This window comes from Aeromonas bestiarum, from assembly GCF_028751155.1.
Classification (GTDB): domain Bacteria; phylum Pseudomonadota; class Gammaproteobacteria; order Enterobacterales; family Aeromonadaceae; genus Aeromonas; species Aeromonas bestiarum.
This window is the reverse complement of record NZ_CP064746.1, coordinates 1,001,828-1,022,460: the sequence shown is the minus strand read 5'-3', so window position 1 is coordinate 1,022,460 and position 20,633 is coordinate 1,001,828. Positions and strand designations below refer to the sequence as shown.

Genomic DNA, 20,633 nt, shown 5'->3' with positions numbered 1-20,633 from the left:
GTCGTGTGTTTAAAAAAACCGCCCTCGGGCGGTTTTTTGTTGCGCGTCAGCGGCTCAGGCGCGGGGGTGGTGCTCCCCGTGCAGCGCCTTGAGTCGCTCGTTCGCCACATGGGTGTAGATCTGGGTGGTGGAGAGATCCGCATGACCCAGCAGCATCTGCACCACCCGCAGATCGGCGCCGTGGTTGAGCAGATGGGTGGCAAAGGCGTGGCGCAGGGTGTGAGGAGAGAGCTCGCCCTGGATCCCGGCGCGCAGAGCATAGAGCTTGATGCGATGCCAGAAGGTCTGGCGGGTCATCATGCGGGCCAGCCTGGAGGGGAACACCACATCCGAGCTGGTGCCCCCCAGCAGCAGGGTGCGGGCCTCCCGGTAGTAACGCTCGAGCCAGTGGATAGCCTCCTCCCCCATGGGCACCAGCCGCTCCTTGTTGCCCTTGCCCACCACCCGCACCAGCCCCTGGCGCAGGCTGACATGCTCGGCGGTGAGCCCCACCAGCTCGGAGACCCGCAGCCCGGTGGCGTAGAGCAGCTCCAGCATCGCCTTGTCCCGCAATTCCAGTGGATCGTCCACCAGCGGCGCCGCCAGCAGCGCCTCCACCTCCCCTTCACTGAGATCGGAGGGGAGCTTCTTGGGCAGCTTGGGCCCCTCCAGCAGCACGGTCGGGTCATCACTGCGCAGCTTTTCGCGGTTCAGATACTGATAAAAGCGGCGCAGGGCAGACAGAAAGCGGGCCGTGCTGCTGGCAGCGAACTGGTGATCCACCCGCCAGGCGAGGTAGTGCTGGATCTCGTCCATCCCGGCCAGCAGCAAAGAGCTGCCCTGCTCATCGAGCCAGAGGGCAAACTTTTCCAGATCGCTGCGATAGGAGCTGACAGTGTTGTCAGACAGACCCCGCTCCAGCCAGAGGGCGTCGAGGAAGGGTTCGATCAGGGGATGATTGTGCACGGCAGGCGCTGGCTTGGTCATGGTACTGGGTCTTGGGCAAACGGTGGCCCATTGTAGCGCGCCCGGCGCCGGGCGACAGCGGGATCTGATGAGGCCTGCACCACGCTTGCCCCGTGAAGGGTGCCGGGCAATCTGTTAAACTGGCGCCCCTCCCTGCTGCCTCCGCGCGCGCCAGCCCCACGCGCCGCCAGGATAAAGAGCTATCTGTTTTACGGTAAGGACAGTGCGATGAAGATAGGTTTGTTTTACGGTTCCACCACCTGTTACACCGAGATGGCCGCCGAGAAGATCCGCGCCCTCATAGGCCCGGAGCTGGTCGATCTCCACAACATCAAGGATGTGCCCCTCATCCGCATGCAGGAGTACGACATCCTGATCCTCGGCATCTCCACCTGGGACTTTGGCGAACTGCAGGAAGATTGGGAATCCCGCTGGGAGGACATCAAGGATGTCCATCTGGAGGGGCGCATCATAGCCCTGTTCGGCCTGGGCGATCAGCTGGGCTATGGCGAATGGTATCAGGATGCCCTCGGCCTGCTGCACGATCAGCTGGTACCCAAGGGGGTCAAGCTGGTGGGTTACTGGCCCAGCGAGGGGTATGAGTTCGATGCCTCCAAGGCGCTGATCGACGATGGCCGTCACTTCGTCGGCCTGGCGCTCGATGACGCCAACCAGTACGACCAGACCGAATCCCGCATCGAACAGTGGGTCGACCAGATATTAAGCGAGATCCACGAGCTGCTCTGACTTGCCGGTTTGACGATGGCCATCATCTTGCGTCGGCCTGGTCCTCGACGACGCCAGCCAATGGGACCAGACCGACCCCGCATCGAACAGTGGGTCGACCAGATCCTGAGCGAGATCCACGAGCTGCTCTGATCCAGGTGGTTTGACGATGGCCATCATCTTGTCGTCGGCCTGGTCCTCGACGACGCCAACCAGTACGACCAGACCGAATCCCGCATCGAACAGTGGGTCGACCAGATATTGAGCGAGATCCACGATCTGCTCTAACCTCTCCTGCCGGCGGCCTGGATCTGGGCCGCCGGGCGCACGAATCGCACCGATTTTCTCAATCGGTATCATCGCATGACGCTATAGCGACTTTTTTGTGCTGGTCTGCAACAATGCAATCGACACCCCATAACACAATCAGAAGGGTGTCGGAAGCAAACAGGAAACAGACCAGAAAAGGATATTCTATGACCTCATTCTCCCTGTTGGCCCCCGCCATTGCCCGCGACGTGCTCGATCACGCGCTGGCGCTCGGTGCCGACTTCGCCGAGCTGTTTGTGGAGCGCAAGCGCCGCAGCCAGCTCAGCCTGCTCTCCAGCCAGATAGAGAACATCAGCGGCGGCCTCGATTTCGGCATAGGCGTGCGCCTCTGCTACGGCCACAAGGTGCTCTACGGCTACACCAACCTGGCCGATCGCAACGAGCTGCTGCGCATCGTCACCCTGCTGGCGGCCAAGGACAGACGCAACCCAGTAGTGACCGCCACCGCCTTCGACTTCAGCCGTTTCACGGACCGCAACCCGGTCACCCTGCCGCTCGGTGCCGACAAGCTGCTGGAGCAGAAGATTGCCTATCTGCACGCCATGGATGCCGCGGCCCGCGCCGAGAGCACCAAGGTAAGCCAGTTCTCGGGCAATGCCCTGGGCTGGGAGCAGGAGGTGGAGATCTTCAACAGCGAAGGGCTGCAAGTGGCCGATCGTCGCCACTACAACCGCATCATGGCCCAGACCATAGCCATGGAAGGGAGCGAGCAGAGCGTGGGCTACGAGGCCCCCGGCGCCATGATGGGCTGGGAACACGCGGCCCTCATAGACCCGCGCGAACTGGCCCTCACCGCCACCCGCCAGGCGCTGGTGAAACTCGGCGCAGCCCCCTGCCCGAGCGGCACCCTGCCGGTCATCATGGAGAGCGGCTTTGGCGGCGTCATCTTCCACGAGGCGTGCGGCCACCTGCTGGAGACCACCTCGGTGGCCAAGAAGGCCTCGGTGTTCCACGACAAGATGGGCCAGCTCATCGCCAACCCAGTGGTCAACGCGGTGGACGAAGGCTTGCAGGGCAACGCCTGGGGCTCCATCAACGTCGATGACGAGGGCATGGCGACCCAGCACACCCAGCTCATCAAGGATGGCGTGCTGACTGGCTTCCTGGTCGATCGCATGGGAGCGCTTAGAACCGGCTATGCCCGCACCGGCTCAGGAAGACGCGAATCCTATCGCTTCGCCCCGGCGTCGCGCATGCGCAACACCTATATCGAGGCGGGCAGCCACAGCCTGGACGAGATGCTGGCGACGGTGGAACACGGCATCTATGCCAAGCGGATGGGCGGCGGATCTGTGCAGCCGGGCACAGGCGAGTTCAACTTCAACGTGCAGGAGGCCTACCTCATCGAGGGGGGCAAGATCACCCGGCCGCTCAAGTCGGCCACCCTGATCGGCACAGGGCCCCAGGTGCTCAAAGAGATCTCCATGGTGGGCCGCGATCTCGCCATCGCTGCTGGCATGTGCGGCTCTGTCTCAGGCTCGATCCCGGCGTCCGTCGGCCAGCCACCACTCAAGGTCGACAATATTCTGGTCGGAGGTAACGCCTGATGAGCCAACTCGATATGAACACTCTGCTCACCCGCCTGCTGGACAAGGTCGCCGATATCAATGCCGAGGCGGACATCATAGCCAATCGGGACAAGGCTTTCTCCCTCAAGGCCGACAAGGGCGAGCTGGGTGAATACAAGGTCACCAGCAGCCAGCAGATCGGCATCCGCCTCATCAAGGATGGCCGGGTCGGCATCGCCTACTCGGAATCCCTGGATGAGCCGGCGCTGGATGCCATGCTGCAGGATGCGCTCGATGCCAGCCGCTTCGCCAAGCTGGATGCGGATCAGCGCATCTCGGTGGCCAACAGCCGGATCACCACCGACTGCGCCGAGATAAACCAGCCCGACACCACGGCGGCGGAGGAGAAAATCGCCCTGGCCCTGCGCCTCGAGGCGGACATGCTGGCCCTGCCGGACGTGACTGGCGCACCTTACAACAGCTTCTTCGAGGGGGAGAGCCGGCTCTGGCTCGCCAACAGCCTGGGCAGCCTCTGCCAGCACAGTGAATTCAGCGTCGGCTGCTACACCTCGGCGCTGATCGAGCGGGCTGGCCGCCAGTCCATGCATTCCCAGGGGCAGTATGGCCGTCGCTTCGACGAACTCGACAGCCAGTCCCTCATAGCGCAGATCCATGCCGTGGCCGACGGCCTGCTGCCGGGGGAAGCCGTGCCGAGTGGTCACTACAGCGCTATTTTCAGCACCAACTGCTTCGCCAGCCTGTTTGGCTGCTTCCAGGCGGCGCTGTCGGGCAAGTGGGCCCAGCAGGGGATCAACCCCTGGCGGGGCAAGCTGGGCCAGTCTGTGGCCTCCCGCTGGCTCACCCTGGAGAGCCGGGCCTATATGCCGGGCGGCATGAACATCAAGGCGTTTGACGGTGAAGGGGCCCCCACCTCGGATCTGCTGCTGATTGGCGAGGGCGAGCTCAAGACGCTGCTGCACAACAGCGCCACCGCTCACCACTTCGGCCTGGCCAGCAACGGCTCGGCAGCGCGCAGCGCCCGCGGCGCGCTGGATGTGACGGCGCGCCACCTGGTGTTTGGCACAGGCCCCCACAGCGAGGCCGAGGTCAAAACCGGCGAGTATCTGGAACTGGTCAAGCTGGACGGTCTGCACTCCGGTGCCGATGCGGTGAGCGGCGACTTCTCGTTCGGGGCGTCGGGCTTCCTGTGCCGGGACGGTGTTCGCATCCAGCCGGTGCGCGGCATCACGGTGGCGGGCAACTTCTATCGCCTGCTGGGCGAGCTGGAGGCGGTCGGCGATCGGCTGCACCACGACGATGGCAAGGGCTTCTACGCGCCCCTCATCCGCTTTGGTGGGCTAAATATCGCAGGCAAGTAACTGTATCTCGAGGGGAAAAGACTTCACTTCCCCACCCAAAAACGGCGCCATCAGGCGCCGTTTTTTTGCCTCTGGCGTCCCTCAGTGGCCACTCCTACCCTCTAAGAACCTGTCTACGACCTGTCGCGAGAGGCCGTCAGCAAGGTTAAAGAGCAGCGCAGGAACCGGAGCGTATACATATACGTGAGGATTCCGAGCAGCGCATGAGCCTTGATCACGGTCTCGCAGCAAGATCGTGGACTGGTTCCAAGAGCCGCCGGTCGCATCGGCCGGAACATGCTGGAGATCACCAAGATGGACAATACCCTGGTCTGGGCCGACATTCCGACACGGGATCTGGATCGCGCCATGGCCTTCTACTCGGCCCTGCTCGACGTGCCGGTCACGCCGATACAGGAGGAGATACGCTTCGCCATGCTGCGCCACGATGGCAACAACGCGGCGGCCTGCCTCGGCCCCATGGATAAATACCACCAGCCGGGCGGCACTGGCCCTCTCATCTACCTTGCCTTGAATGACCGCCTGAGGGAGGCCGAGCAGATGGTCCCAAGGCTAGGCGGACGCGTGCTCGAACCCTTGCACAGCATCGGCAGCGGCCATGGATCCCGGGTCATCATAGAAGATACCGAAGGCAACTGGCTTGCCCTCTACGCCCCTCCCGCCCCCTGAGCCAGATGAGCGCCGCGTCTGGATGTACGCGGCCTTGTCACCCGCAGCCGGCGGCCATAGCAAGGGCAACCTCTGGGTTGCCCTGTTTTTTCAGTCAACCCGCCAGCGCCGGGCGACATGGCAAGCGGTCAAATAATACTCAGATCCATTCTGGTCAGGTCGATAGTGACAGTGCAAGGCAATGAAAAAGTGGTTTCCTACCAGCGTGCAAGACAATCAGGAGGTCTGCATGAAGACAATCGCAGTAGCGCTCACCCTCGCCACCATCTCCACGGCACAGGCGGTGCCGGCAACCAGTACGGGACGCATCAGCTTCAGCGGAGCCATAGTGGAAGATGCCTGCCGTATCAAGCAGCAACAGGATCAGATGCAGGTCACCTGCCTCTCGGGCCCAGCGCAAACCACAGAGACACTCAATCTGCAGCAGTTGGCGAAACAGTCGCCACTGCGTCTCGCCAGCAGCCAGGTTTCCTGTCGATGGATTGACCAACGCCATACCATGGCGGTGATCACCATCAGCCACGAATAGCTCTCACCAATGCCAGAAACAACAACGGCGACCACAAGGTCGCCGTTGTTCATTACCGGGTCTCCCGGGCCATCAGGCCTGCGGGTTGAGACGGGTCGGCATGCCGGTACGCTGTTCCAGCACCTGCTTGACCACATTGGAGTCGCTGTCCATGTGGGCGATGAAGCGGGTGATGGCCGGGGTCATGGGCAGCGGCACGGACGTGGTGGAGTTGAACTCCTCCTCGTTGCGCGACAGCGGCTCATGGACTTCCATGTAGCGACCGCCATCCGGCTCGACCGTGGACTTGACCGGCTGGTTGACGAACTGGACACGGGTACCGACCGGAACCTTGTCGAACAGGTACTTGATGTCGTCGGCACGCAGACGCACGCAACCACTGCTCACCCGCAGACCTATGCCGAAGGTGGCGTTGGTGCCGTGGATGGCATACAGGTTGCCGATGTAGAGGGCGTGCAGACCCATGGGGTTGTCCGGACCGGCCGGCCAGACCGCAGGCAGTGTCTTGCCCTGGGCGGCGTAGCGGCGACGGATGTTCTCGGTCGGGGTCCAGGTCGGGTTGGCGCGCTTGCGCTCCACCTTGGTGATCCAGTTTTCCGGGGTATTCACACCCAGCTGGCCTATGCCGATGGGCAGCACTTCCACCACATTCTTGCCTTTGGGGTAGTAGTAGAGGCGCATCTCGGCCACGTTGATGACGATCCCTTCACGGGGCGCATTCGGCAGGATCAGCTGATGGGGGATGACCAGCTTGCTGCCCGGTGTCGGCAGATAGGGGTCGACGCCCGGGTTGGCTTCCATGATGTTGGTCAGGCCCAACTGGAAGTCGGAGGCGATCTGCTCCAGCGGACGGTTGTCCGCAGGCACCACGTATTCCTGGTTCTCACCGATCAGGCGGCTGTTGGCCGCGGGCAGTGTGTATTCAACGGCGGCGGCCTGATGGCTGACCAGCGTCAGAGTACATAAAAGGGCCGAAGCGGCAGTGCGAAGGGGATTCATAAAATTCCTGTGTGGTTTCCTGTACCAAGTTGGCCGGGGGCCGTGTCATCCTCGGTCTGGCCTGTGACGAGTCACCCTGCGCCCGAGGTCAATAACCGAGCGCGCATTCTTTCCTGAGTCGGCCAAAAATTCAACGTCGGGATGGCTCTTTTTGCATGAAAAAGTGCATCCATCGCCGCCGGCGCCTGCTCTTTAGCTGGCAAGCAGGCTAACAACCGCAAACTGAGCAGAAGCTGAACAAAAAGGGAGGCCAGATCGGCCTCCCTCCGTTATCGGGTGTTGGCGAGCAGGGTCGTCACCGCCCCGGCGATGGCAGCCCTGGCATCCAGCCTTCCCATCTCGTCGGCCAGCAGGCGCGCCCGAGCCCGATAGCGCGGCTCGCGCACCAGCTTGCGCACCGCGGCGGCCACGGCCTCTGCCGTCGGCTCGTTGCTGTGCAGATTGATGCCAACGCCACTCCACGCCACCCGGGTCGCCACCTCAGCCTTGTCCTCCCCCGTGCCCGCCACCACCAGCGGCACCCCGTGGGCCAGTGCGGCCTGCACAGAGCCATAGCCGCCGTTGGTCACCAGCACGGCGGCGCGGGGCAGCGCCAGCTCGAACGGCACATGCTCGGTAACGATGGCATTGGCGGGGATGGATGGACCCAGCAGCGCCGGATCCCGTCCGCCCGTGGTCAGCAGCAGTTGCAGCTCGTCACCCGCCAGCCCCTGCATGGCCGGGATCAGCAGCTGCCCCAGATCCACGTTGGCCAGGGTGCCCTGGCTGACGATGACCAGCGGCCGTTCATCCAGTTGCTCCCACCAGGGCGGCGGCACCAGCTCAATCCGGGGTGGCAGCAGGGGGCCGACATAACGGATCACCCCCTCTAGCTCGGGCCGCTCGTATTCAAAGCCGGCGCAGGAGAGCTGCAGGAAGGCATCGGGCGCCGTCACCATCACGTCGGTGAAGGGGGCCGCCAGCGGCGGTGCCCCCGCCTCGGCCAGCGCGACATCGAAGCACTGCTGTACCTCGGCCTGCAGTCGCCTGGTCTGTTCATCCAGCCAGGGCAGCTCGCCAAGGGAGCGACGCAGCTCGGGAGGAATACGCGGGCCGTAGAAGATGGCATCCGGGCTCGAGAAGGAGACAGGGTTCACCCCCAGCATCAGTATGGGAAGGCGCCGGCTGCGCGCCTGCTGCAACAGCGGCAGCACACCGTAGAAGCCGTTCTCCACCAGCAGCAGATCCCCCCCCTCTTCCGCGATCAGCGCCCGCAAGCGGCGGCCGTGCTGCGGGATGGGCGCGGCGAAGAAACGCCTGAGCGCCAGCGCCATCTGGGCGGTACCGCTCAGGCTGGCCCGCTCGGGGAAGTGCTGCTCCAGCGCCCGGTAGTCAAAATCCAGCTCGGGGGAGAAGGGCACAAACTCGGCGCCGCTCTGGCGGATGCGCTGCTCGAACAGGGCGCCGCACAGCATCAACACCCTGTGCCCCTCCTCCACCAGCAGGCGGGCCGCCGCCAGCATGGGATTGACGTGGCCCGGGGTGGCGGTGGCAGCCAGCAAAATGGTCGCCATCACGCCGCTCCTTGCGGCGCCAGCGCCGGGTTGAGGCAGAGCGGGCTGGCCTGGATATGGACCCGCTGGATGTGGCGCGCCGAGCGGGCGGTGAAGCCTTCCCGCCCGTGCAGCAGGCCGAGGTTGTCGGCGATCACCACGTCCCCCGGCTGCCACTGGTGGGCATAGAAGTAGCGCGGATCGTAGAGTCGCTCGTGCAGATCCTGCAGGAAGGCGGCCTGCTCATCGGGCAGGATCCCCTCAATCTGCAGCGCATGCTGATTGAGGAAGCGCACCCCCTCGCGCGGCGGCTCGTTGTAGCGCATGACGGTCTCGCCGCTCACCGGGTGGGGCACCAGCAGGGGCGAGCTCACCTCGCCGCCGTAGTGCACCACCTGCTTGATGCGATAGGTGATATGCACCCGCTCCCAGCGGGCCAGCCGCTCGCCATCGAGATCCACCAGCAACTGGCGGGTATTGATGAAGGTGGTGCGCCCCCCCTCGTCGGCCGCCGGAGCGTGCACGCAGTGAAACAGCTGGAACTCGGGCAGGGTCGGCTTGTACATGCCATCCCAGTGCAGCGGCACATAGCTGGAGTCGAAGATGTGGTCGGTGGCGTTCTCGTGCTCCTTCACGTCCAGCACGGCGCCGAACGGCCACATCATGATCTCGCCCCACGCCTCGCCATAGCGGGTCAGCCGCTCGGGGTCGGTGAAGCCGGACTCGAATCCGCGCAGGATCAGCACGCCGTGACGACGGGCCAGTTCACGCAGCGCTTCGACCGGCAGGGCCTGCACAGCCTGCCCCTCCCGGGCCGGTTCGATCAACAGACCAAAGGGGGCCTGGGGGTGAATGCGGCAATGCTCGCCGCCGAGGGGAATGATGGATGCTGTCATGGTGAACTCCTCAGGCGGCGGCCTGCTTGCTGTGGATCAGGTAATGACTGGGACGGCCATGGATGTGGACCAGTTCGTGCTCCAGAGCCAGCACGTCGCGCCGCTTCATCAGCACGAACTGGCCATCCAGATTGGCCGCCACCCCGTGCCAGGGGGTGAGCCAGTCATCCCGGGTCGGCAGCATGTGAATGCCCATCTTCAGGCTGTGGCTGGCCTGGGGGTGGATGGAGAGGCGGATGGCCTCGGGGAAGCGCTCAGCCAGCAGGTTGCCCCAGGCGCGGCTGCGCTGGATCACGGCATGGGTGCGCGACTTGGCATCCCGCTGCAGCGCCGTGTTGGAGAGTGGCGTGTCCGGCAGCTGGCTGTCTTCGTAGAGGAAGCGGGTCATGGCGCGATAGAGACGAACCCCCTCCTCGGTGGTCTTCACCTCTTCACTGATCTGCGCCAGCGGCTCGGCATAGCGCTCGACCAGCTGTTCGCGCAGGGTGTCGAAGTCGCGGCTGGCGCAGAACTCGGCCATGCCCGCCACCATCCCCAGGTGAAAGACCCCGAGGTGGGTCGCCCCCAGCTCCAGGATCAGCTGCTCGATATGGGCCTGATAGGCGTCGATGGCCGGATCCGGCACCCGGATGAGGTCACCGAACACGTGGCCATCCGAGCAGATGAGGATCCGCATGCCGGGCCTGTAGTGCAGCTGGATGCGCTGGCAGAGGTGATTGAGAAAGCTGAGGGAGAGGCGCTCCGCCATGTCCGGCAGGGTGCCCAGCACCTTGTTCGGGTTCGGTGACTTGGTGGGGAAGGCGGGCAAGACGCAGGTGATGGTCTCGCCCCGCTCGATGAAGGCCTGCAGCCGGGGGATCTGGATGGCGGCCACCTCCTGCTCTTCGCTGTGCCGATCCAGGATGGGATCGGGGAAGCGGCGACGATAGGGCAACAACTCGGCAAATATCTCACGGGCAATTTGATGGGAAGATAAACCACTCATTATTCCGGCTCCTTTGGCAGGATTAAAATCAATAAAGATGACTCTTTATCAATGCGTCCAGTCTCTGTCGTTATTATTGATGTATCCGTTTGCTACCCAAACGAATCGAGAGGGGACAGTAGCCGAGATGAAGTCAGGCTATCAATTCGCCATTAATGTAAAGAGATTCAACCCAGCGCTAATAATCTATTTCGCATAAGCTAACTCACACTATGTATATGAATAAAAACAGATTTAATGAATATAGAGGCGCATTAAAAATGCGCCAGTCAGGAAAGTTCCCCACCGGCTTTATTATTCAGTCACAATTTGACTCGTGGATTATTTAGCTCAACTTAATAGTGATATTTCTTCATGCCGGCAATGCTGACCATTTCGCTTTAAATATCGCAAACAATTATCCAGCTGCATATTAAACGGACGAAAAAAAGCTGGCTCTGGTCATCAAGACGGGGAGTGCGGGTGGGATGATTCATCCCTGACCCGCAGCGGCATCGCCATGGTTTTGCATGATGGCGGCCCCGGGCGGAGCCGCTCAGGGGACTCAAGGCTGGGTCGGGTCGGCCGCCAGATAGTCCAGGGCCGCCTGCCAGCCCATCTGGTAGCCCTGCTCCAGCCTCCCCTTGTCTGTGGTCATGCGGCCGACCCGAAAACCCGCCGGCGGGTGTATGAGCCGGATGCGGCAATCGGCCGGTGGCTGGCGGATGAAATCGATGGCGTCGTTGTAGCTGCGGTGGCGCGCCAGACTGGCGCGGGCCAGAGCCGGCGTCCCGCGCAGCAGATAACGGTGTAGGGCCGGCAGACGTGGCGCTCGCTTGCGATAACCGAGGGGGCGGGAGAGCACCACTGTGATGTCGCGTGCCCCCTGTTCGTAGGCATGACGCACCGGAATGGAATCGGCCACCCCGCCATCCGTCATGGCTTCCCCGCCGATGCGCACGAAGTCGCGATAGACCAGGGGCACAGAACAGGAGGCCTTGATCTGCTGCTCCAGCTCGGCCGCATTGGCCTTGAGGTTGGCGGCCTGACCATCCGAGACCCGGGTGGCCACCACGGTCAGCGGCACCGGATTGGCGGCGAAGCGGGCCAGATCGAGTCGGCACTCGCGGATGGTGATCGCCCACAGCCAGTCGAGATCGAGCCAGTGGCCGCCGCGCACAAACCTGGCCAGACTGATGAACTCGGGGCGGCAGGAGTAGTCGGTGATGACGCTGTGGTTGCGCCCCCGCTGGCCGGCCAGAAAGGCCGCCAGATTGACCGCCCCCGCCGAGACCCCGATGCAGTGATCGAACGCCGTCCTGCCCTGTGCCAGAAAGGCATCCAGCACACCGGCGGCAAAAATGCCGCGCATGGCGCCCCCCTCGACCACCAGGGCCGTCTGTCGCCGACTCATCTCGCCTCCCCGTTTTGCTCTGTGAATGGTCTCACACTTTGGCTCATCCGGCGCCCGGCCCGGGGCCGGGATCCCTATAATGGGCGCGCCTCAACGCTCGTACCAACGAGATATAACTTATTGATGCTACGGAATATTACAATGAAAAATATCAGCAAGTCCCTACTCGCCGCTGCCATTTCCCTCGGATTGATGGCAGGCTGTAACAGCCAAAACGACTCCGAGACCCCGACCCCCATGGTTCGCTTCGCAACTTTCAACCTCTCCTTTGATCGCACCGCTCCCGGCATGCTGAGCGGGGAACTGGCCCTGACCCGCGCCGAGCAGGACACCCTGCTGGCTCGCCTCGCCGACGGCACCTTGAGCGGCGCAGAGAAGACCAAGGCCCTGGACGTGCAGCAGATCCGCAACATCGCCGAGATAGTGCAGCGCACCCGGCCGGACGTCTTCCTGCTCAACGAGTTCGACAACGACGGCAAGGGCGCCGGCACCGCCGACCTGAAGGCGTTCAACGACAACTATCTGGCCCACGCCCAGCACGGCGAGGTGACCGCCATCAGCTACCCTGTGCTGCAAAACTTCGCCACCAACACAGGCCTGATGAGCGGCCATGACCTCAACCTGGATGGCAAGGTCAACAACGGGCCGGACGACGCCTGGGGCTTTGGCAACTACCACGGCCAGTACGCCTTTGCGGTGATGTCCCAGTACCCCATCGATACCAAGCAGATCCGCACCTTCCAAAAATTCAAGTGGAAGGACATGCCGGGCGAAGCGAACCCCGTCATCGACGACTGCAACAATGCCAAGGCCCCGATCCCGGCCGGCCGCCAGTGTGGCGATGCCTGGTATGACGACGCCGCCTGGCAGGCCTTCCCGCTCTCGTCAAAGAACCACGCAGACGTGCCGGTGCGCATCAAGCGCGGCAACAAGGAGGAGGTGATCCACTTCCTCGTCTCCCATCCGACCCCGCCCATCTTCGGCAACGCGGCGCGCCACAACGTCAAGCACAACCGCGCCGAAGTCGCCTTCTGGCAGGACTACGTGGAGACCGCCAGCTACATGGTGGATGACGCCGGCAAGGCCGGTGGCCTGGCCGAGGGCGCCAAGTTCGTCATCGCCGGCGATCTCAACGCCGATCCCCAGATTGGCGATGGGGATCTCACCGCCATCCAGGATCTGCACAACCATGTGCTGGTCAATCAGGCGGTCACCAACGGCGCCATCATACCGGTCAGTCAGGGCGGCCCCGAGTGCCTCGCCAGCCAGCCGGATCAGTGCAAGCGCAACAACAACCGCCCCACCCCGGAGCGCATCACCAGCAGCAGCGGCCTGCAGCTCGATCATGTGCTGCCCTCCGCCAACCTGAACGTGGTCGCCTCCGGCGTGTTCTGGCCGGCCAGCTTCGAGCCGGGCTATCACCTGGTGTACGACGCCAAGCTCGGCATCGCCAAGGGAGTCAGCTCGGATCACCGCCTGGTGTGGGTCGACTTCAAGCTCGACTGATTTGATGGTGTTATCAACAATCAGGGGGCCCGCGGGCCCCCTGATTGTTGACAGCTTTCGTGAATGGGCAGGCCAGGCGGCGACATGGGATGCCTTTGGCTCAGGCTGTCAACCAAATCTGTGCGCAACCCCGCTATTCCGGCGCCCGTGGCTTGCAGCGCAAATCTGGGTTTGCTAATACTCCGCGTCCATTGGATGAGCATCCCCTTTCGAGATAGTGTGCCGTGGCTTTCGAACAATTCGCGCTCGTGATATCTCTCTTCCAGCAGCTCTGCGTCTATCTGGTGATCGCCTGGCTGCTCTCCAAGACGCCGCTGTTCATGCCGCTGACTCAGGTGACCCTGAGCTGGCCCCACAAGATCCTCTGCTACCTCATCTTCTCCGGCTTCTGCGTGATGGGCACCTATTTTGGCCTGAGAGTCGAGGACTCCATCGCCAACACCCGCGCCATCGGCGCCGTGCTGGGGGGCATAGTCGGCGGCCCTGTCGTGGGGCTGCTGGTGGGGCTCACCGGCGGCATCCATCGCTATTCATTGGGAGGCTTCACCGCCCTGGCCTGCACCTTCTCCACCATAGCCGAGGGGCTGCTCGGCGGTCTGGTGCATCGCCACTTCGTCGCCCGCCACCGGCTCGACCTGCTGTTCAGCCCCTGGGTAGTGGGATCTGTGGCCCTGGTCGCCGAGCTGATGCAGATGGGCATCATATTGCTGGTGGCCCGCCCGTATGATGACGCCGTCCACCTCATCGAGAACATCATAGCCCCCATGCTGGTGGCCAATACCCTGGGGGCCGCCATGTTCATGCGGATGATCCTGGATCACCGCGCCATGCTGGAGAAGTACTCGGTCGCCTTCTCGGCCCGCGCCCTCAAGATCGCCGAACGGGCGATGCGGGTGCTGGACAAGGGCTTCACCCAGGAGGCGTGCCAGCAGATGGTGCGCATTCTCTACGAGGAGACCGGAGTCGGCGCCGTCGCCATCACGGATCGGGAGAAGCTGCTCGCCTTCATCGGCATCGGCGAGGATCACCACCTGCCGGGCACCGCCATCAACTCGGCCCACACCTTCAAGGCGATCCAGCACAACGAGGTGGTCTATGCGGACGGCAACCTGATCCCCTACAGCTGCAACCTGCATCCCCAGTGCCGGCTCGGCTCCTCACTGGTCATACCGCTGCGGGGGGAAGAGGGATCCGTGGTGGGCACCATCAAGCTCTACGAGCCCAAGCGCAAGTTCTTCTCCTCCATCAACCGCACCCTGGGGGAAGGGATTGCCCGGCTGCTCTCCGGCCAGATCCTGGCCAGCAAGTACAACGAGCAGAAACGGCTGCTGGCCCAGTCGGAGATAAAGCTCTTGCAGGCGCAGATCAACCCGCACTTCCTGTTCAACGCCCTCAACACCCTGGCGGCGGTGATCCGGCGCGACCCCGAAGATGCCCGCACCCTGGTGCACCACCTCTCCACCTTCTTTCGCAAGAACCTCAAGCGCCAGGGGGACGAGGTGACCCTGGCCGACGAGCTGGAGCATGTGAACGCCTATCTGCACATAGAGCAGGCTCGCTTCGCCGAGCACCTGAGCGTGGAGATCCATATTCCCGAGCCGCTGCTGGAGTACCGGCTGCCCACCTTCTCCCTGCAGCCCATAGTCGAGAACGCCATCAAGCACGGCATCTCCCAGATGTTCGAACCGGGCAGGCTGACCCTGACGGCGCAGGTCGAGGGGGAACGTGTGGTGCTGGAGGTGTGTGACAACGCCGGCCTCTATCAGGCGAACCGGGAGGAGAGCGGCCTTGGCATGAACATAGTGGACAGGCGCATCAAGGCCCGTTACGGCGCCGAGTACGGGGTCACAATTCACTGCGTACCCCATCAATCCACCCGGGTGAGGATCACCCTCCCCCTGCAGGAGAGCCCATGCTGACCGCCCTTATCGTCGACGATGAACCCCTCGCCCGCGAGGAGCTGCGGCTGCTGCTGGAGCAGGCAGGCAACATCCGCCTGCTGGGAGAGTGCGCCCACGCCATGGAGGCGCTGCCCGCCATCCATCGCCTCAAGCCCGACCTGCTGTTTCTCGACATCCAGATGCCGCGCATCAGCGGGCTGGAGCTGGTGAGCATGCTGGATCCTGACTTGCGCCCCCACATCGTCTTCATCACCGCCTACGACGAGTTTGCCCTGCGCGCGTTCGAGGAGAACGCCCTCGACTACCTGCTCAAACCGGTCACGGCAGAGCGGATGAACAAGGCGCTGGAGCGCATCCAGCGGCTGCTTTCGCCAAAAGGTGAGCTGGCGGGCCAACCGCTGCCAGACCCCACCCGCATCGCCCAGCCCCTGCGCAGCATCCCCTGCAGCGGCCACAACCGCATCCTGCTGCTGCCCCTTGGCGAGGTGGAGTTCGTCCACAGCGATCTGGCCGGCAACAAGGTGGTGAGCGCCCAGCAGCAGGGCACCACAGAGCTGACCCTGCGCACCCTGGAGGAGAAGACCGGCTTCGTGCGCTGTCACCGCCAGTACCTGCTCAACCCCGGCCAGATCCGCGAGATCCTGCTGCTGGAGGGCGGCCTGGCAGAGGTGGTGACCCAGGGCGGTCACAAGGTACCGGTGAGCCGCCGCTACCTCAAACCCCTCAAGGAGCTGCTGGAGATCCCCTGATAGGGTGGGCCACTCACCCCGCTCCTGCTCTGCCCGCTACCACTCACCCGCCTCCCACGCCCGCCAGCTCCCCCCTCAAACCGCTCGGGGCCCCTTTTCTGCCGCTCACGGGCGGCCCTCTGCCACTGACCTTTTCTGCGCTCCCCTTTCCCTGCCGCCTGCGTAAAGTGCAGCCTGAGCCCGGCCGGATTGGCCGCAGGAAAAGGAAACTCCGTCATGCAACACGCAATCACCTTCGTCATTGCGGCCCTCTGCATCCTCGCCATCGCGTACCGCCTCTACGGCGTGTTCTTCGTTCGCAAGGTGCTGATGGCCGATGACAAGCTGGTCACCCCCTCCCACCAGCTGGAAGATGGCAAAAACTATGTGCCGACCAACAAGTGGGTCAACTTCGGCCAGCACTTCGCGGCCATCGCCGCCGCTGGCCCCCTGGTGGGCCCGGTACTGGCCGCCCAGTACGGCTACCTGCCGAGCTTCCTCTGGCTGCTGATCGGCTGCGTCATCGGCGGCGCCGTGCACGATACCGTGGTGCTGTTCGCCTCCATGAAGCATCAGGGCAAGTCCCTCTCCGAGGTGGCCAAGGCCGAGCTCGGCCCCATCGCCGGCTGGTGTACCGGGCTCGCCATGCTGTTCATCATCACCATCACAATGGCGGGTCTCTCCATGGTGGTGGTACACGCGCTGGAGCGTAACGCCTGGGGCGTGTTCGCGGTGTTCATGACCATCCCCATCTCCATGGTGGTCGGGATCTGGCACAAGCTGACCGGCAACCTGCAAGCCGCCTCCTGGGTGGGCTTCGCCGCCGTGCTGGCCTGCGTCTTCTTCGGCCCCTACGTGCAGGAGAGCGCCTTCGGTGTCTGGCTGACCCTGCGCGCCGAGACCATCAGTCTGGCGCTGCCCGTCTACGCCTTCTTCGCCACCGCCCTGCCGGTCTGGCTGCTGCTCACCCCCCGCGGCTACATCTCCAGCTTCATGAAGATCGGCGTGTTCGGCGCTTTGGTTATCGGCGTCATCTGCATCAACCCGGAGATCCAGTTCCCCGCCATGACCCAGTTCGTCCACGGCGGCGGCCCTGTACTGGGCGGCCCGGTCTGGCCCTTCATCTCCATCACCATCGCCTGCGGCGCCATCTCCGGCTTCCACGCCTTCATCGGCTCAGGCACCACCCCGAAACTGGTGGACAAGTGGAGCGACATACTGCCGGTCGCCTTCGGTGCCATGCTGGCCGAGTGCGTGGTGGGCGTGATGGCGCTGATCGCCGCCACCGCCCTGCACCCGGCTGACTACTTCGCCATCAACGCCACCCCGGAGGCCTTCGCTAAACTGGGGATGCAGGTGGTGGACCTGCCCTTCCTCTCCCAGGAGATCGGCATGGATCTGAACGGCCGCACCGGCGGCGCCGTCACCCTGGCGGTAGGCATGTCCTACATCTTCACCAAGGTGCCCTGGTTCAGCAATCTCGCCTCCTACTTCTTCCAGTTCGTGGTGATGTTTGAAGCTGTGTTCATCCTGACCGCCGTCGACTCCGGTACCCGGGTCTCCCGCTACCTGATCCAGGACTTCTTCGGCGAGTTCTACCCGCCCCTCAAGCGCATCGACTGGATGCCGGGCGCCATAGGTGCCAGCGTGCTCGCCTGCGTGATGTGGGGGTATCTGCTGATGTCCGGTGATATCGGCTCCGTGTGGGCGCTGTTCGGGGTATCGAACCAGCTGATGGCCTCGGTGGGCCTCATCATAGGCGCCACCATCATATTGCGACTGGCCAGCAAGCGCCGCTACATGCTGACCTGCCTGATCCCGCTGGCCTACCTGTTCGTCACCGTCAACTACGCCGGTTACTGGATGGTGAGCCATGTCTACTTCAACCCGGAATCCAAGGGCTACAACCTGCTCAACGGCGGCATCTCGCTGCTGATGCTGGGGCTGGGCGCCATCATACTGGTGTCGGCCATCCGCAAGTGGATTGAGCTGTGGAAGCTGCGCCAGCAGCCCGAGTTCCAGATTGCCCCGGCCAGCGCCAGCTGACGGGAAACGTCCTCAAGGAATCAAGGCCCCACCTCGGTGGGGTCTTTCGTATTTGAAACGCGGCGGGAGGCAGATCACCGCCGGTTTCGGCGACCCGGCGGATGCATATCAAGCCACGGGCAATGGCACAGAGAGTGGCGGCTTGATAACCGGCCAGAGGGCAGCCTCATCGGGATACATGAACCGATCACAGAACCCTGCGGCCAATCGGGTTAGAATGGGGACTCCTGTCGCCACGGCACGCCCTGGCGACCCTCCTCCGCTTTCACTCATGAGGACACTTTTCATGGAACTGCTTCTTCTCAGCAACGGTAAAGCCACCGAATTTCCGGGTCTGCTCGGCTGGGCACGGGATCGGGTGCAAACCCTGCTCGCCCGCAAACAGGTCAAGCGCATCCTGCTCATCCCCTACGCGGTGATCCGCAGCGACTGGGATGCCAGGGCCAATGAGCTCGGCGAAAGCCTGGGGGTGGAAGCCATCAGCATCCATCAGTTTGACGATCCGGTGGACGCAATCCAGCAGGCCGACGCCATCTTTATCAGTGGCGGCAACACCTGGCGCCTGAACCAGCTGCTGCACGAGAACGGCCTGATCGTGCCCATCCAGCGCGCCGTGCGCGAGCGGGGCGTGCCCTATGTGGGCTGGAGCGCAGGTTGCAACGTAGCAACCCCCAGCATTCGCACCACCAACGACATGCCGGTGTGCAACGCCGCCGTGCTGCCCGCCCTTGGCCTGTTCCCGCTGCAGATCAATCCCCACTATCTGGACGCCAGCATCAGCGGCCACATGGGGGAGACCCGCGACGAGCGACTGGCGGAGTTCTGCGCCATCAACCCGAGCGAACACGTGGTGGCCCTGCGTGAAGCCAGCCTGCTCCAAATAAGTGGCGAGAGCAGCGGCAACACCCTCGAATACTGGAGCGCCCGCGGCGAGGGCTTCAAGATCTTCAAGCACGGCGAGGCGATTCAGGAATGCATGGATGCCAGCCCGCTGGCGGCGCTGACGCCGTTTCGCCCCCACGGCTGAATCATGATGCAAGAGGGCACGCCACAACGTGGGTCGCCATTCTGAGCGACCTGGCCTGTGGTTTGCCATGCTGTGAGGGGCAAGGGATATTCCCTCGCCCCTTTTCTTTTCGGCGGGAGGATGCAATGACGACACGGATAGAACACGACAGCTTCGGGGAGATAGCCGTTCCGGCCGAGCGGCTGTGGGGGGCCCAGACCCAGCGCTCCCTGCACCATTTCGACATCTCAGGGGAGCGTCAGCCCATGGAGCTGATCCACGCCCTGGCGCGCATCAAGTCTGCCTGTGCCCGGGTCAATCACGCCAAGGGACTGCTGCCCGCTCGCACAGCCCAGGCCATCATGAGCGCCGCCGATGAGGTCCTCTGTGGCCAACACGGGGAAGAGTTTCCACTCAGGGTCTGGCAGACAGGCTCGGGCACCCAGACCAACATGAACGTCAACGAGGTGCTGGCCAACCGGGCCAGCGAGCTGCTCGGCGGCCCGCTCGGCGAAGCGCGTCTGGTGCACCCCAACGACGAGGTAAACAAGAGCCAGTCGAGCAATGACGTCTTCCCGAGCGCCATGAACCTGGCGGCCGTCAGCGCCATCACGCTGCAACTGCTGCCCGCCCTGATCACCCTGAGCGCCACCCTGGCCCGCAAGGCGCACGCCTTCGACGACATCGTCAAGATTGGCCGCACCCACTTGCAGGACGCCACCCCGCTCACTCTGGGGCAGGAGTTCTCCGGCTGGGTCGCCCAGCTGGAACAGGCTGAGCGCCACATTCGGGCCGCCCTGCCCCACCTGTGCGAGCTGGCGCTGGGAGGCACGGCCGTCGGCACGGGCCTGAACACGCCACCCGGCTTTGCCGACGAGGTGGCGGCCACCCTGGCGGAGCAGACGGGCCTGCCGCTGGTGAGCGCCCCCAACAAGTTCGAGGCGCTGGCGGCGAGCGACGCCCTGGTGCATGCCCACGGCGCCCTCAAGACGCTGGCCGCATCGCTCATGAAGATCGCCAACGACGTGCGCTGGCTGGCCAGCGGCCCCCGCAGCGGGCTGGGAGAGCTGCTGATCCCGGAAAATGAGCCTGGCTCCTCCATCATGCCCGGCAAGGTCAATCCGACCCAGTGTGAGGCGCTGACCATGCTGTGCGCCCAGGTGATGGGCAACGACGTGGCCATCAACATAGGCGGCGCCAGCGGCAACTTCGAGCTGAACGTGTTCCGCCCGCTCATCGCCCACAACTTTTTGCAGAGCGTGCGGCTGCTGGCCGACGGCATGCAGAGCTTCCACGATCACTGCGCCATCGGCATCACGCCGAATCGGGCGCGCATCGATGATCTGCTGGCCCGCTCCCTGATGCTGGTCACTGCGCTCAACCCCCACATCGGCTACGACAAGGCGGCCGAGATAGCCAAGCGGGCACATCATGAGGGGCTTAGCCTGCGGGAGGCGGCCATTGCCTCCGGCCATCTCACGGCGCAGCAGTTCGATGCCTGGGTGGTGCCGGCCAACATGGTCGGCCGACGGGGAGCATGATAGGAGGGATCACT

17 protein-coding genes and 1 pseudogene are annotated in these 20,633 nt (G+C 63.7%); 12 read left to right on the top strand and 6 right to left on the bottom strand.

Features of this window, described 5'->3' with window-relative positions:
* Nucleotides 1-54: 54 nt before the first annotated feature.
* A complete protein-coding gene (xerD, locus tag IU367_RS05020) occupies nt 55-966 on the bottom strand; it encodes a site-specific tyrosine recombinase XerD (protein ID WP_043555079.1) in 912 nt (303 codons plus the stop codon).
* A 207-nt stretch (nt 967-1,173) separates the two neighbouring features.
* Between xerD and fldB the strand changes: the two genes are divergently transcribed.
* From fldB to IU367_RS04985, 6 genes and pseudogenes are all read left to right on the top strand, one after another.
* Nucleotides 1,174-1,692 (top strand): flavodoxin FldB, encoded by a 519-nt coding sequence (gene fldB / locus IU367_RS05015; RefSeq protein WP_042867526.1) that lies wholly within the window; start codon nt 1,174-1,176, stop codon nt 1,690-1,692.
* A 144-nt stretch (nt 1,693-1,836) separates the two neighbouring features.
* A pseudogene (locus IU367_RS05005) lies at nt 1,837-1,959 on the top strand (flavodoxin FldB); the annotation flags it as partial.
* A gap of 188 nt (nt 1,960-2,147) precedes the next feature.
* Nucleotides 2,148-3,548, top strand: coding sequence for a TldD/PmbA family protein (locus tag IU367_RS05000; protein WP_274453585.1), 1,401 nt, complete (start codon nt 2,148-2,150; stop codon nt 3,546-3,548).
* Complete coding sequence (locus IU367_RS04995; protein ID WP_274453584.1) at nt 3,548-4,888, top strand: TldD/PmbA family protein; 1,341 nt, start codon at nt 3,548-3,550, stop codon at nt 4,886-4,888. The genes IU367_RS05000 and IU367_RS04995 overlap by 1 nt, the downstream gene beginning before the upstream one ends.
* Nucleotides 4,889-5,164: 276 nt before the next feature.
* Complete coding sequence (locus tag IU367_RS04990; RefSeq protein WP_274453583.1) at nt 5,165-5,557, top strand: VOC family protein; 393 nt, start codon at nt 5,165-5,167, stop codon at nt 5,555-5,557.
* 229 nt (nt 5,558-5,786) lie between these two features.
* Nucleotides 5,787-6,086 carry a type 1 fimbrial protein gene (locus tag IU367_RS04985; RefSeq protein WP_274453582.1) on the top strand — a complete coding sequence of 100 codons (300 nt, stop codon included), beginning with the start codon at nt 5,787-5,789 and terminating at the stop codon, nt 6,084-6,086.
* Between the two features lie 72 nt (nt 6,087-6,158).
* Here IU367_RS04985 and IU367_RS04980 read toward each other — a convergent pair whose 3' ends face one another.
* The 5 genes from IU367_RS04980 to IU367_RS04960 form a co-directional block, all read right to left on the bottom strand.
* Nucleotides 6,159-7,085 (bottom strand): L,D-transpeptidase family protein, encoded by a 927-nt coding sequence (locus tag IU367_RS04980; protein ID WP_043135772.1) that lies wholly within the window; start codon nt 7,083-7,085, stop codon nt 6,159-6,161.
* Between the two features lie 269 nt (nt 7,086-7,354).
* On the bottom strand, nt 7,355-8,638 hold the full coding sequence (locus tag IU367_RS04975; protein ID WP_274453581.1) for a glycosyltransferase: 1,284 nt from the start codon (nt 8,636-8,638) through the stop codon (nt 7,355-7,357).
* Nucleotides 8,638-9,513, bottom strand: a complete 876-nt coding sequence (locus IU367_RS04970) for a TauD/TfdA dioxygenase family protein (protein WP_274453580.1) — start codon at nt 9,511-9,513, stop codon at nt 8,638-8,640. The genes IU367_RS04975 and IU367_RS04970 overlap by 1 nt, the downstream gene beginning before the upstream one ends.
* Before the next feature lie 10 nt (nt 9,514-9,523).
* Nucleotides 9,524-10,498, bottom strand: a complete 975-nt coding sequence (locus tag IU367_RS04965; RefSeq protein ID WP_241278555.1) for an L-tyrosine/L-tryptophan isonitrile synthase family protein — start codon at nt 10,496-10,498, stop codon at nt 9,524-9,526.
* Nucleotides 10,499-11,042: 544 nt separating this feature from the next.
* Nucleotides 11,043-11,891 carry a patatin-like phospholipase family protein gene (locus tag IU367_RS04960; protein ID WP_274453579.1) on the bottom strand — a complete coding sequence of 283 codons (849 nt, stop codon included), beginning with the start codon at nt 11,889-11,891 and terminating at the stop codon, nt 11,043-11,045.
* Nucleotides 11,892-12,032: 141 nt separating this feature from the next.
* Between IU367_RS04960 and IU367_RS04955 the strand changes: the two genes are divergently transcribed.
* The 6 genes from IU367_RS04955 (at nt 12,033) to fumC (ending at nt 20,619) form a co-directional block, all read left to right on the top strand.
* The gene (locus IU367_RS04955) at nt 12,033-13,397 is read left to right on the top strand and encodes an endonuclease/exonuclease/phosphatase family protein (RefSeq protein WP_274453578.1); all 1,365 of its coding nucleotides are present in this window, start codon (nt 12,033-12,035) and stop codon (nt 13,395-13,397) included.
* Between the two features lie 224 nt (nt 13,398-13,621).
* Nucleotides 13,622-15,316 (top strand): sensor histidine kinase, encoded by a 1,695-nt coding sequence (locus IU367_RS04950; RefSeq protein WP_274453577.1) that lies wholly within the window; start codon nt 13,622-13,624, stop codon nt 15,314-15,316.
* Nucleotides 15,310-16,047, top strand: coding sequence for a two-component system response regulator BtsR (btsR, locus tag IU367_RS04945; protein ID WP_274453576.1), 738 nt, complete (start codon nt 15,310-15,312; stop codon nt 16,045-16,047). The genes IU367_RS04950 and btsR overlap by 7 nt, the downstream gene beginning before the upstream one ends.
* A 216-nt stretch (nt 16,048-16,263) precedes the next feature.
* The gene (locus tag IU367_RS04940; protein WP_103470929.1) at nt 16,264-18,072 is read left to right on the top strand and encodes a carbon starvation CstA family protein; all 1,809 of its coding nucleotides are present in this window, start codon (nt 16,264-16,266) and stop codon (nt 18,070-18,072) included.
* Between the two features lie 286 nt (nt 18,073-18,358).
* Entirely contained in the window at nt 18,359-19,099 is a 741-nt protein-coding gene (gene pepE / locus IU367_RS04935; RefSeq protein ID WP_274453575.1) for a dipeptidase PepE, read from the top strand.
* 125 nt (nt 19,100-19,224) lie between these two features.
* Nucleotides 19,225-20,619 carry a class II fumarate hydratase gene (gene fumC, locus IU367_RS04930; protein ID WP_274453574.1) on the top strand — a complete coding sequence of 465 codons (1,395 nt, stop codon included), beginning with the start codon at nt 19,225-19,227 and terminating at the stop codon, nt 20,617-20,619.
* The last annotated feature ends 14 nt before the right edge of the window (nt 20,620-20,633 follow it).